We start from the raw sequence: 14109 nt of genomic DNA, 5'->3' as shown, positions 1-14109 counted from the left end.
CTTGTCATTCATGGCAATGAGCGCCTAGGCTGCCACTTCAAGCCAGCTTGAGGTCAAGCATGAAACTTCTCGATATCGGCACCGTCTCCGAGCGCAGCGGCGTCCCGCCCTCCACCTTGCGCTATTACGAGGAAATCGGCCTGATCCGCTCTGCCGGGCGGCACGGGCTCCGCCGGCAATACGACACCCCGGTCGTCACCCAGCTTGCGCTGATATCGCTGGGCAAGATGGCCGGGTTTTCGCTGGGCGACATCCGCGCCATGTTCGCCCGCGACGGCACCCCGCAGCTGCCCCGTCCCGAGCTGCACCTGCGCGCCGACGCGCTCGACGAACAGATCCGCGGCCTGACCCGCCTGCGCGACGCGCTGCGCCACGTCGCCGACTGCCCGGCCGAGACGCATATGGACTGTCCGAAGTTCCGCCGGCTGATGGATTTCGCCGCGCGCACATCGGGCCGCCGGGGACGGTGATGGGCCCGTTGCGGGGGCATCCACGCCCGCGCGGTGCGTTAACGCCGCCCCGCCGGTTGAAAACACCGACGTAATACCGACGCGATACCGACGTGATACCGACATGGGGTTTCTCGCCAAATCAACGCGTTAACCCTGATTCGCGCCAAACCGCTGTCGACAGCCCGTCTCACACCGCCCGACCTTGCCCTTCGCGGCCCTTGGCTGTAGTCACGAAGGCATCCAACCCGAGGGGCGACATGGCACAGGACGATCCGAAAACCCTTGTTTCCACCGACTGGCTCGCGGCCCACATCAAGGACCCCGACCTGCGTATTCTCGACGGCACGATGTTCCTGCCCGGCACCGGCCGCGACGCCCGCGCCGAGTATGCGGAAACCCACATCCCCGGCGCGCGTTTCTTCGATATCGACGAGATATCCGACAACCGCTCCGACCTGCCCCACATGGCTCCGCCCGTTGAAAAATTCATGTCCCGCCTGCGCGCCATGGGCGTCGGCGACGGGCACCAGGTGGTGGTCTACGACACCCACGGCCTGTTCTCCGCGGCGCGTGTCTGGTGGCTGTTCCGGCTGATGGGCCAGACCGATATCGCCGTGCTTGACGGGGGCCTGCCCAAGTGGGTCGCCGAGGGCCGCGAGACCGAGGACATGGAGCCCATCATCCGCGACCGTCACATGACCGTCCGCCGCCAGGCCCACATGATCAAGGACGTCACGCAGGTCTCCTCCGCCTCCAAGCTGGGCGATTACGAGATCCTCGACGCCCGCTCCCCCGGCCGCTTCCGGGGCGAGGAACCCGAACCCCGCGAGGGCCTGCGCAGCGGCCACGTGCCGGGCTCGAAAAACGTGCATTATCGGGAACTTATGAACGATGACGGCACGATGAAAGACCCCGACGGCCTGCGCGCCGTGCTGGAAAAAGCCGGCGTCGACCTGTCCCGCCCCGTCATCACCACCTGCGGCTCGGGCGTCACCGCCGCCATCATCAACCTCGCGCTGGAACGCATCGGCAAGACCGACCACGCGCTTTACGACGGATCCTGGGCCGAATGGGGCGCCTTCGGCACCGTGCCCGTCGCGACCGGAGACTGACCAGATGTTCGAAGCGCTGAAAGAACAGCCCGCCGACAAGATCCTCATGCTGATGCAGATGTATCGCGAGGACCCCCGCGAGCAGAAGATCGACCTTGGCGTCGGCGTCTACAAGAACGCCGAAGGCGTGACCCCCATCATGCGCGCCGTCAAGGCGGCCGAACAGAAATGGTGGGAGGAAGAGACCACCAAGGCCTATACCGGCCTCGCAGGTGACCCGGCCTTTGCCGACGCCATGATCGGCCTCGTCCTGGGCGATGCCGTGCCGCGCGACAGCGTCGCCGCGGTGGCCACCCCCGGCGGCACCGGTGCCGTGCGGCAGGCCTTCGAGCTGGTGAAGATGGCCAACCCCGGCGCGCGCGTCCACGTCTCCGATCCGACATGGCCCAACCACCTGAGCATATTGAAATATCTCGGGATCGAGGCCGTCCCCTACCGCTATTTCGACGAAGCGACCTGCGCCGTCGATTTCGCCGGCATGATGGAAGACCTCGAGAAGGTCGAGGCCGGCGATGTCGTCCTCCTCCACGGCTGTTGCCACAACCCCACCGGCGCCAACCTGAACCTGACCGAGTTCAAGGCGGTGATCGAGCTGATGAACGCCAAGGGCGCCCTGCCGATGATCGACATCGCCTACCAGGGCTTCGGCGACGGGCTCGACGTCGACGCGCTGGCGACCCGCGAAGTCGCGTCCTCCTGCCCGGAAACCCTGATCGCCGCCAGCTGCTCGAAGAATTTCGGCATCTACCGCGAGCGCACCGGCCTTCTGATGGCCGTGTCGCAGGATGCTGCGAAACAGAAGGCGGCCCAGGGCAACCTCGCCTATCTCAATCGCCAGAACTACTCTTTCCCGCCCGACCACGGCGCCCGGTTGGTGACGCTGGTGCTGAACGACGACAGCCTGCGCGCCGACTGGCAGGCGGAACTGGAAGAGGTGCGCGAAGGCATGCTCGGGCTGCGTGAACAACTGGCGCGCGAGATGCAGCGCCTCACCGGGTCCGACCGCTATGGTTTCATCGCCCAGCACCGCGGCATGTTCTCGCGCCTCGGCCTGTCGCCCGAGATCGTCGAGACCCTGCGCAAGGATCACGGCATCTACATGGTGGGCGACTCGCGGATCAATATCGCCGGGCTGAACAAGGCCACGGTGCCGATCCTGGCCAAGGCCATCGTCGAGGCAGGCGGCTGACGCCCGCCGCTATCAGGCGCGGTAGCGGGCGAGGAACATGTCGACCGCGCCGTTGACCACGCGCTCGATATCGGCCTCAGTCACTTCGCCGCAGACGCCGCACAGGCTGCGGACGAAAAGGTCGGATTTGCACAGCTCGCCGAACTGGTTCGCGGCAAGGTCCATGTCGTCGATCTTGAGCACGCCACGCTCGACATAAGGGGTCAGCACCTTCGACATCCGTTCGCGCACCAGCTTGGGCCCGGATTCGTAGAACCGCCGCCCAAGCTCGGGAAAGCGGTAGGATTCCGAAACGCAGATGCGAAACACCTGCCGGCCGAAATCGGACAGGAAGAACCGGACGATCCGGTTCGCCGCCTCGTGCAGCACCACCTCGATCGGCGCGCCGGTGCCGATGACGTTAAGCGCCTCCTCGGCCTGGCGGTTGCATTCGATCCGCGCGACCTCGGAAAACAGCAGGCGCTTGTCGGGGAAGTAACTGTAAAGCGTGGCTTTCGACACGCCCGCAGCACGGGCGATGTCATCGACACTGGCACCCTCGAAGCCGTCGCGCAGGAAAATTTCCCGCGCCCCGTCGAGCACCTGGTCGAATTTCCGGCCTTTCTTGATTTCAGCGGCCATCGCCGTCATGCGCATCCTCCGAGAAGTCGCCTGTCCACCCTAGCCGGGGGGTCGTCTGTCCCGCAAGCAAATCCGCATGTGCCGCGGGGGCATCCGCCACCCGCGGCAGGGCGATCACGGGTTATCGTTCAACGTCCGAGATGGTCCGCGTCACCGGTTCGGTCGCGGGGGTCGGGTAGGTCAGCGTGGGAAACAGGCTGCCGACGTCGACGCTTTGGGCCTGAACGGGCGTGGCAAGCGGCAACAGGGATATTGCGAGGAGTGCGAGAACAGGTTTCATGGGTCTCTCCTAACTGAACTGCTTCGTTCACTTTCTGATATCTAAACAGATCGGTTTAGTTTTCAAGTGAAAACTGAACGGAACGGTTCACTTTTTGAGTGAGAACCGTCAACCTCTTCTTATTTAATGAATTTAATGCTCAAATCACGCAGGCAGGCGGTGTCAGCCCAGCAGATCGAGCGTTTTCCGGCAGCATTCGCCGTCGTGGAACGCCTCGATGATATCCGCGAACACCGGGTCGCCCTCCGCTGCCTCGAAAAGCGTTGCGGAGGAACGAAGCTTGAGCGCGTCGACCGGCCCCAGGATGGTTTCGGGGGCGGTTCCGGCGTGAGATAGCATCGCCCGCGATATCTCCAGCAACCGCGGCCCGAGCACCGGGTGGGCCAGATACGCTGCAGCCTCGGCCCTGTCGTCTATCCCGTAATGCAGCGCGGTGGCCGAACGGCCCAGCCCCTTCAGCTGCGGAAAGACGAACCACATCCAGTGGCTGTCCTTCCGCCCCCGCTGGATTTCCTCCAGCGGTGCGGGCCAGACCCGATCTTGTGCTTCGGTGAACCGCTCAAGGCTCATGCCGCCTCCACAGGATGCGCTGCACCGCATCCTGCCCCGCGGCGGGGATCACTTCAAGATGCCCGGCAGTTTCAGCCCGTGCTCGCGCGCGCAATCGATGGCGATGTCGTAGCCCGCATCCGCGTGGCGCATCACGCCGGTCGCCGGATCGTTCCACAGCACACGCTCGAGCCGGCGGTCGGCATCTTCCGACCCGTCGCAGCAAATCACCATGCCGGAATGCTGCGAGAACCCCATACCGACGCCGCCGCCGTGGTGCAGGCTGACCCAGGTCGCGCCGCTTGCGGTGTTGAGAAGCGCGTTGAGCAGCGGCCAGTCGCTGACTGCATCGGAGCCGTCCTTCATCGCCTCGGTTTCCCGGTTGGGCGACGCGACCGAGCCGCTGTCGAGGTGGTCGCGCCCGATCACCACGGGCGCCTTCAGCTCGCCATTGCGCACCATCTCGTTGAAGGCCAGCCCGGCCTTGTGCCGCTCGCCCAGCCCGATCCAGCAGATCCGCGCCGGCAGGCCCTGGAAGGCGATCCGTTCCTGCGCCATGTCGAGCCAGCGGTGCAGGTCGGCATGGTCGGGGAACAGCTCCTTCATCTTGGCGTCGGTCTTGTAGATATCTTCCGGGTCGCCCGAAAGGGCGCACCAGCGGAACGGCCCGATCCCCTTGCAGAAGAGCGGACGGATATAGGCGGGCACGAAGCCCGGGAAGGCGAAGGCATCTTCCAGCCCCTCTTCCAGCGCGACCTGACGGATGTTGTTGCCATAGTCGAGCGTCGGAACGCCTGCGTTCCAGAAATCGACCATCGCCTGCACATGCACCTTCATCGACGCCCGGGCGGCCTTTTCCACCGCCTTCGGGTCACTCTCCTGCTTGGCGCGCCATTCGCCCACGGTCCAGCCCTGCGGCAGGTAGCCGTGCACCGGGTCATGGGCGCTGGTCTGGTCGGTGACGATGTCGGGCTTCACGCCGCGCTTTACCAGTTCGGGGAAGACATCCGCCGCGTTGCCGATCAGCGCGACCGACTTGGCCTCGCCCGCCTTGGTCCAGCAGTCGATCATCTCGAGCGCATCGTCCAGCGAATGGGTGATCTCATCGACATAGCGGGTGCGCTTGCGGAACTCGGCGCGGGTCTCGTCGCATTCCACGGCAAGACAGCAGGCCCCCGCGAACACCGCCGCCAGCGGCTGGGCCCCGCCCATGCCGCCAAGGCCACCGGTCAGGATCCAGCGGCCCTTGAGGTCGCCGTCGTAGTGCTGGCCCCCGGCCTCGGCGAAGGTTTCGTAGGTGCCCTGCACGATGCCCTGCGTGCCGATGTAGATCCACGACCCGGCCGTCATCTGGCCGTACATCATCAGGCCCTTCTTATCGAGCTCGCTGAAATGGTCCCAGTTGGCCCAGTGCGGCACGAGGTTCGAGTTGGCGATCAGTACGCGCGGCGCGTCCGCGTGGGTCTTGAACACACCCACCGGCTTGCCCGACTGCACCAGCAGGGTCTCGTCTTCCTCGAGCCCCTTGAGGGTGCCGACGATGCGGTCGAAATCCTCCCACGTGCGGGCGGCGCGGCCGATGCCGCCATAGACCACCAGCTCATGCGGGTTCTCGGCCACGTCGGGGTGCAGGTTGTTCATCAGCATCCGCATCGGCGCCTCGGTCATCCAGCTCTTGGCGCTGATCTGGGTGCCGGTGTCGGGATAGATGTCACGGGTGTTGTGGCGGGGGTTGGTCATGCAAGCTCTCCTTCGCGGGCAAGCTGGTCAATACGGGTCAGTATGGTTTTCAGGTGCGGGCGGATGCGCTCGGCCCGGTCGGGGCGATAGGACCACGGCGGCGCTTCCTCCATGTAGGTGGATTGGGCAAGTTCCATCTGGATGGCATGGCGGCCGGTGTCGGGGCGGCCGTGGTGGCGGGTTGTCCAGCCGCCCTTGAAACGGCCGTTGGTGACAGAGGTGAAGCCTTCGGCGGATTCGCAAACCTCGGCCACCGCCTCGGAGATTTTGGCATCACAGGTGGTGCCGTTGTTGGTGCCGATGTTGAAATCCGGCAAGGTGCCCTCGAACAGGAACGGGATACGGGAGCGTATGGAATGACAGTCGTAGAGCACCGCCACGCCGTGCGCCGCTTGAACGCGCTGCAATTCCGCTTCCAAAGCCGCATGATAGGGCGCGTGGAAGGCGTGCTTGCGGGCAGCGATGTCGGCCTCGGTCGGCGGGGTGTCCCAGATGTCCTGCCCGTCGAAATCGGTGAGCGGGACGAGGCCGGTGGTGTTCTGTCCCGGGTAGAGCGAGGCGCCCGAGGGGTCGCGGTTGGCGTCGATCACGTAGCGGTGGAAGGTGGCACGCACCACGGTGGCACCGGCCAGCAGCCCGTCGTAGAGATCGTGAATATGCCAGTCGGTATCCGACAACCCGCGCCCCCGCTCGTTCAGGCAGCGCTTGATGTCGGCGGGCACGTAGGTGCCGGTATGGGGCATGCCCAGAACGACCGGGCTATCGCCGCGGATCACCTCGACAGCGTCCATCATGCGCCTCCCTTCTCCAGTGCCAGCCCCGCGGCGCTTACCAACGCGCCGTCGCGGATCAACTGTGCGGCGGCGTTGAGGTCGGGCGCAAGGTAGCGGTCTTCCTTCAGCGCGGGCACGGCCTCTCGCAGGCGGGCCATGGCGCGTTGGAGGGGCTCGCTGGTCTTGAGCGGGGCGCGGAAGTCGATGCCTTGTGCGGCACAGATGGCCTCGACCCCGAGAATGTTGCTCAGGTTGGCGTTCATCCGCATCAGCCGCCGGGCCGCGTGGGCCGCCATGCTGACGTGATCCTCCTGGTTGGCGGAGGTCGGCGTGCTGTCGGTCGTGCAGGGGTTGGCGAGGTGCTTGTTCTCGCTCATCAGCGCGGCGGTCGTCACCTCGGCGATCATCAGGCCAGAGTTCAGCCCCGGCTCGGGCGTCAGGAACGGCGGCAGGTCGAAGCTCAGTGTCGGATCGACCATCAGTGCCACCCGCCGCTGGGCAATCGCGCCCAGTTCGGCGATGGCCATGGCGATCTGGTCGGCGGCGAAGCCCACCGGCTCGGCATGGAAGTTGCCGCCGGAGACGATGCGCTCTTCTTCGACCAGCACGAGCGGGTTGTCGGTGACCGCGTTGGCCTCGATCTCCAGCACCTCGCCCGCGCGGCGGAGCAGGTCGATCGCGGCGCCGCTCACCTGGGCCTGGCAGCGGATGCAGTACGGATCCTGCACGCGGCTGTCGCCCTCCCGGTGGCTTTCGCGGATCTCGCTGCCTTCCATCAGGGCGCTTTGCGCGCGGGCGGCCATGATCTGGCCCTTGTGGCCGCGCAGGGTGTGGATGGCGTCGACCAGCGGGGCGGTGGAGCCCATGATGGCATCGGTCGAGAGCGACGCGGTGACGATGCAGTTCTCGGCGTTCCGCCACGCCTGCCAGAGGCCGATCAGGGCCAGCGCGGTGGAGAATTGCGTGCCGTTGATCAGCGCAAGCCCTTCCTTGGGGCCGAGAACGATGGGGGAGAGGCCGGACGCGGCGAGCGCCTCGCCGCCGGGCAGTCGCTGACCGTCGAACGTCGCTTCCCCCTCGCCAAGCATCACGGCGGCCATATGCGCCAGCGGCGCAAGGTCGCCCGACGCCCCGACGGAGCCCTGATCGGGCACGACCGGGGTGACGCCTTTCGCCAGCATCCCCTCGATCAGTTCGATCGTCTGCCACTTCACGCCCGATGCCCCGCGCCCGAGCGACATCAGCTTGAGCACCATCATCAGCCGGGTCGCCCCCTCGTCCAGCGCCTCGCCCACGCCGCAGCAATGGCTGAGGATCAGGTTGCGTTGCAGCGCCTCGGTCTGCTCGGACGGGATCTTGACGCTGGCCAGCTTGCCGAAGCCGGTGTTCACGCCGTAGACGGCCTCCTGCCCTTCGGCGGCACGGCGCACGAGGTCGGCGGCCGCTTCGACCGCGGGTTTTGCCGACCGGTCGAGCGTGGCCGCCCGCCCCTCGCGCCAGATCGCCTCGAGCGTGGGCAGGGTAACCGTGCCGGGTGTCAGAACCTCGCTCATCCTTCACCTCCGAAGATCCGCCGGTTCAGCGGGTTGAAACCAATGCGGTAGGCCAGTTCGGCCGGCTGGGCCACGTTCCACACGGCAAGGTCGGCGCGTTTGCCCGGCGCGATCACGCCGGTATCGTCGAGGCCGAGCGCCTGTGCCGCGTGGCGGGTGACGCCGGCCAGCGCCTCCTCCGGCGTCATGCGGAACAGGGTGCAGCCCATGTTCATCGTCAGCAGCAGCGAGGCCAGCGGGGAGGAGCCGGGGTTGCAATCGGTCGCCAGCGCCATCGGCACGCCGTGCTTGCGGAAGGCATCGACGGGCGGCACCTGTTTCTCGTGCAGGGTGTAGAACGCGCCGGGCAAAAGGACGGCCACGCTGCCCGACCCGGCCAGCGCCTTGGCGTCGCTTTCGTCGGCATATTCCACGTGATCGGCGGACAGTGCGCCGTACTTGGCGGCCAGCTTGGTGCCGCCGATATTGCTGAGCTGTTCGGCGTGAAGCTTGACGGGCAGGCCAAGCTCTTTTGCCTTGGCGAAGACCGGCTCGATCTCTTCGACGGAGAAGGCGATGCCCTCGCAGAAACCGTCTACGGCGTCGGCCAGCCCCTCGGCGGCGGCCTGTTCGAGGGCGGGCAGGCAGATTTCGGCGATGTAGTCGGCGTTGCGGCCCTTGTACTCGACCGGCACGGCATGGGCGCCAAGGAAGGAGGTTTTCACCCGCACATCGCGCGAGGCGGCGACCCGGCGGGCGACGCGCAGCATCTTGATCTCGGTGTCGATGTCGAGCCCGTAGCCCGACTTGATCTCGATGACCGAGACACCCTCGGCAATCAGCGCATCGGCACGGGTCAGCGCATCGGTCAGCAACGCGCCCTCGGGCGTGTCGCGGGTGGCGGTGACGGTCGAGACGATCCCGCCGCCGGCGCGCGCAACTTCCTCGTAGCTGGCCCCGTTCAGGCGCATCTCGAATTCGCCGGCGCGGTTGCCGCCGAAGACGATATGGGTGTGACAATCGATCAGGGCGGGGGTGACCAGGCGGCCCTCCATGTCCTCACCCCGTTCGGACAGGTCAGAGGGAAGATCGGCCTCGGGCCCGACCCAGCGGATTTTTCCGTCGTCATGAGAAATTGCGCCTTTCTCGATCAGGCCATAGGCGCCGTCTCCGGTCATCGTGGCAATGGTCGCGTTCCGTAACAGCATGCGCGGTCTTTCCCTGATGTGAGGCGATGTGACTCACTTATTATGTCTGCACATAATAATCGTCAAGGAAAGAATCCGCAGAACGGAAAACCGCCCCCGCTTTGGGGGCGGCGTTTCGCGCAGGTAAGGGTGCGGTTACTCCGCCGCGATCTTGATGACGGGTTCCATCCGGGCGAGGATGTCGTCGGCGAGGTGACACTTGACCTGGTGCCCCTCGGCCAGCATCCGCACCGGCGGCACCTCGGTTTCGCACAGGTTGCCGGGCACCTGCGATTTCCAGCGGCAGCGCGTCTGGAACGGGCAGCCGGGCGGCGGGTTCATGGCCGAGGGCACGTCGCCCTCGAGCACGATGTGCTTCTTCTCGACATGGGTGTCGGCGATGGGCACGGCGGAGAGCAGCGCCTCGGTGTAAGGGTGGTAGGGGGGCGAGAAGACCTGTTCGGTGGTGCCCAGCTCGACCACGTGACCGAGATACATGACCATCACCCGGTCAGAGAGATACCGCACGATCGACAGGTCGTGCGAGATGAACAGCAGGGTCGTCTTCTTCTCGCGCTGGATTTCCATCAGCAGGTCGGTCACCGCCGCCTGTACCGACACGTCGAGCGCCGATACGGGCTCGTCCGCCACCACGATCCGGGCGCCGCCGGCGAAGGCGCGGGCAATGCCGACGCGCTGTTTCTGGCCGCCGGACAGCTGGCGCGGCATCCGGTCGGCGAACTCGCGCGGGAGCTTCACGAGGTCGAGCAGGCGCATCATTTCCTTGCGGCGATCGTCGTCCGACTTGCCGTGGCCGAAGATCTCTAGCGCCCGCATGATCTGGCGGCCCACGGTCATCGAGGGGTTCAGCGTGTCGAACGGGTTCTGGAAGACCATCTGGATGTCGGCCACCGTCTTGGTGTCGCGGCTCTGGATCGGGATATGTTCGATGTTCTTGTTGTCGAGCAGGATCTGCCCGTCGGTCGCGGTTTCCAGACCCATCAGCACCTTGGCGAAGGTCGACTTGCCACAGCCCGATTCGCCCACGATGGCGAGCGTCTCGCTCTCGCGGGCCTCGAAGGTGAGGGTTTCGTTGGCCTTGACCACCTTGGTCGCCCCGCTGGCACCGAACAGCGCGTTGGCCGCAACCTCGTAGTATTTCTTGAGGTTGTCCATCTTCAGGATGACGTCGCCCTTCTTCGTCGCCTCGGTCTGTTTGGCGGCCTTGATCGGGGCGTGCCAGTCGATTTCCTGGTAGCGCAGGCAGCGGGTGAAATGCCGGTCGTCGCCGTCGATCTGTTCCATCGGGATGGCGATGTCCTGGTTGCAGCGGCCGTCCTGGAAATAGTCGCAGCGCGGGCCGAAATTGCAGCCCGGCGGACGTTCGTGCGGGAGGGGGAAGTTGCCGGGGATGGCCACCAGCGGGCGGGCGTTCTTGTCGGCGCCGGGCAGCGGGATCGACCGGAAGAGCGCCTGTGTGTAGGGGTGCTGCATCTTGTCGAACACGTCCTTGATGCTGCCGGTCTCGACCGCCTCGCCGGAATACATCACGCAGATCCGGTCGCAGGTTTCCAGCACCAGCCCGAGGTTGTGGCTGATGAACAGCATCGACGTGCCGTACTTGCGGCCCAGCTCTTTCACCAGCTCGACCACGGCCGCCTCGACCGTCACGTCGAGCGCGGTGGTGGGCTCGTCTAGGATCAGCAGGCTGGGGTTGGCCATCAGCGCCATGGCGATGACGATGCGCTGCTGCTGGCCGCCGGAAAGCTGGTGGGGGAAGGATTTGAGAATGCGCTCGGGGTCGGGCAGCTTCACGTCGCGCACCACTTCGAGGGCGCGTTGATAGGCCTCCTTCTCCGACACCTTCTCGTGGATCATCGGCACTTCCATGAGCTGTTTGCCGATCTTCATCGCCGGGTTCAGGCTCGCCATCGGCTCCTGGTAGATCATGGCGATTTCGTTGCCGCGGATGTGGCGCAGCTCGTCGGGTGACATGGCGTTAAGGTCGCGGCCCTTGAACTTGATCGAGCCGCCGACGATCCGACCGTTCACCCCAAGATCCTGCATCACGCCCAGCGCGACGGTCGACTTGCCACAGCCGCTTTCGCCGACGAGACCCACCGCCTCGCCCGGCTGCACCTCGACCGAGAAGTCCATCACCGCCGGGATTTCCCGCAGCCGGGTGAAGAACGAGATCGACAGGCTGTCGATTTCGAGGATCGGGCCGTCATGGTCTGGCGTCTGCGACATCTCGTTGTCCTTTCCCGAAGCGGGCGGTTAATCCCTCAGGCTTTCTTCCCGCAGGCCATCCGCGAGGAAGTTGAGCCCCAACACCAGCGTCAGCAGGGCCAGCGCCGGCGGAATGGCGATATGCAGAATATTGGCCGACAGGAGGCGGCGGCCGTCGATGATCATCTTGCCCCAGTCCGGGCTTTCCGATTCCAGCCCGAGGCCGAAGAAGCCCAGCGTTCCCAGAAGGATGGTGGTGTAGCCGATGCGCAGGCAGAAATCGACGAGCAGCGGCCCGCGCGCGTTGGGCAGTATTTCCCACAGCATGATGTACCACGGCCCCTCGCCCCGTGTCTGGGCGGCGGCGACGTAGTCGCGTGTCTTGATGTCGAGCACGAGGCCCCGCACGATCCGGAAGACGGTGGGCGAGTTGACGAAGACGACCGAGACGAAGACCACCAGCACGTTGGGCGGGAAGCGGATGAGGCCCAACGGGTCGGCATCCCAGGCGATGCCGAGATAGACCCAGATGCCGATCACCAGCGTGATCGCCAGGTAGACGTTCCGCTTCATCGGCTGGGTGTGATAGCGCGAGTTCCACAGGATCACGAGGAAGACGAGCGGGAAGATGAACAGCACCGCGGCCATGTAGACGGGAATGCCGGTCTGCACGATCTCGGGCGTCACCAGAAGGTAGAAGAGCAGGATCACCGGGAAGGCCAACACGAGGTTCGACAGGAAGGACAGCACCGTGTCGAACCGCCCGCCGTAATAGCCCGCCGGCAGGCCCAGCGTGATGCCGACCATGAAGGCGAAGACGGTGGCGAAGGGGGCGATCAGGATCACCTTGATCGAGCCGGCGATGACCCGGCTGAACACGTCACGCCCGAGGTTGTCACCGCCCAGCAGGTAATAGGCCCCGGCATTCGGGTCGGGCGTGCCGATCAGCTTGGAATAGGGCGTGCCGGGCAGGGCCTTCTTCATCAGCGCCGACTGGTCGAGCGGGTTGTGGGTGGCCACCATGTCGAACACGCCGGCGAAGAACGCCGTGAAGACCCAGAACAGTACCAGCGCGAGGCCGATCATGCCGACCGTGCTGTCGAACAGCTTGCCGTAAAGGCCCAGCCTGCGCTTGAAGACGAGGGAAAGCGCGAAGGTGATCACCAGCAGGATCAGGACCGGCGCGAACTGGATGACCATCTGGCCGAAGATCGCGCCCCAGCTGAGTGCGTCTTTGTTCATCTCTGCGGCCCCTCCCTAGCTCACGCTGATCCGCGGGTTCAGGTAGACATAGCCGATATCCGATATCAGCTGCGTCACCAGAACCACGAAAACGGATATGACCGAGACCCCCAGAAGAAGCTCGATATCGTTGTTCCCGGCGGCCAGCACCAGCGTCCAGCCGAAGCCCTTGTAGTTGAACAGCGTCTCGACGATCACCACCCCGTTCAGCAGCCAGGGGAACTGCAGCATGATCACCGTGAACGGGGCGATCAGCGCGTTGCGGAGCGCGTGTTTCATGACGATGTTGGGGAAGCTCACCCCCTTTAGCCGCGCGGTGCGGATATATTGCGATGTCATCACCTCGGCCATCGAGGCGCGGGTCATCCGGGCGATGTAGCCCATGCCATAGGCCGCGATGGTCAGCACCGGCAGGAAGAAGTTCTCGAAGGTGACGTTGTCCATCGCGCTGGTGGCGGTGCCCTTGAACCATTTCAGGCCCACGGCGGAGCTGGCGAAGATGGCGATGAAGAGGACGCCCGAGACGTATTCCGGCGTGGCCGTCGTACTGATCGAGAAGGTGGAGAGCGAGCGGTCGAGGCGGGAGCCCTCGCGCATCCCGGCCAGCACGCCGAGGATCAGCGCCGAGGGCACCATCAACAGCATCACCCAGAACATCAGGATCCCGGTCAGCCCCAGCTTCTCGAGGATGATGCCGCCCACGTCCTCCTTGATGGTGGTGGAAAAGCCCCAGTTGCCCTGCAGCACGCCGCAGAAGCGGGGCGCCTCCTCGATCGGCTGGCCGGGGGCGGCGCAGCGGGCGCGGACCTTGCCGTCAGTGCCTTCGATCACGTAGCCCGGCAGCACGCCCAGCCATTGGCCATACTTGGTGACCGTCGGCTGCAAGTACCCGCGATTGTTGAGAAAAGTCGCGACCTCCTCGTCGGACATGCGGAAGTTGCCCTGGGTCTTGGCGAATTTTTCGAGGTTGGGATACAGGTTGGTGAGGAAAAAGACGATGAAGGTCAGGCACAGCGCCGTCAGGATCATGACGCCGATCCGGCGCAAAATGAACTTCCCCATCAATGGCCCCCTGTTGGCTCTTGTTTTTTGCTCAGGAAGGAGTCCTGTCCACGAGAAACGCTAAACAACAAAAGCCGTTCGGTCCAGACGTTCCGCATTTGTCGGGAAGTTCTGACTTGGGATGCGCAATATTGCTGCGCG

General features: G+C 65.2%; 13 protein-coding genes. 3 read left to right on the top strand and 10 right to left on the bottom strand.

All coding sequences use genetic code 11. From position 1 onward, the window contains the following. Positions 1-59: 59 nt before the first annotated feature. The 3 genes from ACO07J_RS20110 (at position 60) to ACO07J_RS20100 (ending at position 2753) form a co-directional block, all read left to right on the top strand. Positions 60-470 (top strand): helix-turn-helix domain-containing protein, encoded by a 411-nt coding sequence (locus ACO07J_RS20110; protein WP_422032273.1) that lies wholly within the window; start codon positions 60-62, stop codon positions 468-470. A gap of 239 nt (positions 471-709) precedes the next feature. Then, positions 710-1564, top strand: coding sequence for a 3-mercaptopyruvate sulfurtransferase (gene sseA / locus ACO07J_RS20105; protein ID WP_422032271.1), 855 nt, complete (start codon positions 710-712; stop codon positions 1562-1564). Between the two features lie 4 nt (positions 1565-1568). Further along, the gene (locus ACO07J_RS20100) at positions 1569-2753 is read left to right on the top strand and encodes an aromatic amino acid transaminase (RefSeq protein ID WP_422032269.1); all 1185 of its coding nucleotides are present in this window, start codon (positions 1569-1571) and stop codon (positions 2751-2753) included. A 12-nt stretch (positions 2754-2765) separates the two neighbouring features. On the opposite strand, the gene ACO07J_RS20095 is transcribed toward ACO07J_RS20100, so the two are convergent. The 10 genes from ACO07J_RS20095 to ACO07J_RS20050 form a co-directional block, all read right to left on the bottom strand. Further along, entirely contained in the window at positions 2766-3383 is a 618-nt protein-coding gene (locus ACO07J_RS20095; RefSeq protein ID WP_422032267.1) for a TetR/AcrR family transcriptional regulator, read from the bottom strand. Positions 3384-3495: 112 nt separating this feature from the next. Further along, a complete protein-coding gene (locus ACO07J_RS20090; RefSeq protein ID WP_422032265.1) occupies positions 3496-3654 on the bottom strand; it encodes a hypothetical protein in 159 nt (52 codons plus the stop codon). A gap of 162 nt (positions 3655-3816) precedes the next feature. Next, positions 3817-4224, bottom strand: a complete 408-nt coding sequence (locus tag ACO07J_RS20085; RefSeq protein WP_422032263.1) for a DUF1810 domain-containing protein — start codon at positions 4222-4224, stop codon at positions 3817-3819. A gap of 48 nt (positions 4225-4272) precedes the next feature. Then, on the bottom strand, positions 4273-5943 hold the full coding sequence (gene hutU / locus ACO07J_RS20080) for a urocanate hydratase (protein ID WP_422032261.1): 1671 nt from the start codon (positions 5941-5943) through the stop codon (positions 4273-4275). Continuing rightward, a complete protein-coding gene (gene hutG / locus ACO07J_RS20075; protein WP_422033466.1) occupies positions 5940-6734 on the bottom strand; it encodes an N-formylglutamate deformylase in 795 nt (264 codons plus the stop codon). Before hutG ends, hutU begins: the two co-directional genes overlap by 4 nt. Further along, complete coding sequence (hutH, locus tag ACO07J_RS20070) at positions 6734-8269, bottom strand: histidine ammonia-lyase (protein ID WP_422032259.1); 1536 nt, start codon at positions 8267-8269, stop codon at positions 6734-6736. The genes hutG and hutH overlap by 1 nt, the downstream gene beginning before the upstream one ends. Then, entirely contained in the window at positions 8266-9456 is a 1191-nt protein-coding gene (hutI, locus tag ACO07J_RS20065; protein WP_422032257.1) for an imidazolonepropionase, read from the bottom strand. The genes hutH and hutI overlap by 4 nt, the downstream gene beginning before the upstream one ends. 135 nt (positions 9457-9591) lie before the next feature. After that, positions 9592-11685 carry a dipeptide ABC transporter ATP-binding protein gene (locus ACO07J_RS20060; RefSeq protein ID WP_422032255.1) on the bottom strand — a complete coding sequence of 698 codons (2094 nt, stop codon included), beginning with the start codon at positions 11683-11685 and terminating at the stop codon, positions 9592-9594. Between the two features lie 27 nt (positions 11686-11712). After that, the gene (locus ACO07J_RS20055; RefSeq protein ID WP_422032253.1) at positions 11713-12906 is read right to left on the bottom strand and encodes an ABC transporter permease; all 1194 of its coding nucleotides are present in this window, start codon (positions 12904-12906) and stop codon (positions 11713-11715) included. A 15-nt stretch (positions 12907-12921) separates the two neighbouring features. Next, positions 12922-13968, bottom strand: a complete 1047-nt coding sequence (locus ACO07J_RS20050; protein ID WP_350123421.1) for an ABC transporter permease — start codon at positions 13966-13968, stop codon at positions 12922-12924. Positions 13969-14109 lie beyond the last annotated feature (141 nt).

Origin of the sequence: Roseovarius sp. (assembly GCF_965228755.1) — a bacterium.
Taxonomy (GTDB): domain Bacteria; phylum Pseudomonadota; class Alphaproteobacteria; order Rhodobacterales; family Rhodobacteraceae; genus Roseovarius.
Note: the sequence above shows the minus strand (reverse complement) of the source record. Positions and strands in the feature narration are given on the sequence as shown.

Excerpts from the sequence above, each read along its gene's own strand:
- ACO07J_RS20110 (WP_422032273.1), top strand. The coding sequence starts at position 60 with ATGAAACTTCTCGATATCGGCACCGTCTCCGAGCGCAGCGGCGTCCCG.
- sseA (WP_422032271.1), top strand. The coding sequence starts at position 710 with ATGGCACAGGACGATCCGAAAACCCTTGTTTCCACCGACTGGCTCGCG.
- ACO07J_RS20100 (WP_422032269.1), top strand. The coding sequence starts at position 1,569 with ATGTTCGAAGCGCTGAAAGAACAGCCCGCCGACAAGATCCTCATGCTG.
- ACO07J_RS20095 (WP_422032267.1), bottom strand. The coding sequence starts at position 3,383 with ATGACGGCGATGGCCGCTGAAATCAAGAAAGGCCGGAAATTCGACCAG.
- ACO07J_RS20090 (WP_422032265.1), bottom strand. The coding sequence starts at position 3,654 with ATGAAACCTGTTCTCGCACTCCTCGCAATATCCCTGTTGCCGCTTGCC.
- ACO07J_RS20085 (WP_422032263.1), bottom strand. The coding sequence starts at position 4,224 with ATGAGCCTTGAGCGGTTCACCGAAGCACAAGATCGGGTCTGGCCCGCA.
- hutU (WP_422032261.1), bottom strand. The coding sequence starts at position 5,943 with ATGACCAACCCCCGCCACAACACCCGTGACATCTATCCCGACACCGGC.
- hutG (WP_422033466.1), bottom strand. The coding sequence starts at position 6,734 with ATGGACGCTGTCGAGGTGATCCGCGGCGATAGCCCGGTCGTTCTGGGC.
- hutH (WP_422032259.1), bottom strand. The coding sequence starts at position 8,269 with ATGAGCGAGGTTCTGACACCCGGCACGGTTACCCTGCCCACGCTCGAG.
- hutI (WP_422032257.1), bottom strand. The coding sequence starts at position 9,456 with ATGCTGTTACGGAACGCGACCATTGCCACGATGACCGGAGACGGCGCC.
- ACO07J_RS20060 (WP_422032255.1), bottom strand. The coding sequence starts at position 11,685 with ATGTCGCAGACGCCAGACCATGACGGCCCGATCCTCGAAATCGACAGC.
- ACO07J_RS20055 (WP_422032253.1), bottom strand. The coding sequence starts at position 12,906 with ATGAACAAAGACGCACTCAGCTGGGGCGCGATCTTCGGCCAGATGGTC.
- ACO07J_RS20050 (WP_350123421.1), bottom strand. The coding sequence starts at position 13,968 with ATGGGGAAGTTCATTTTGCGCCGGATCGGCGTCATGATCCTGACGGCG.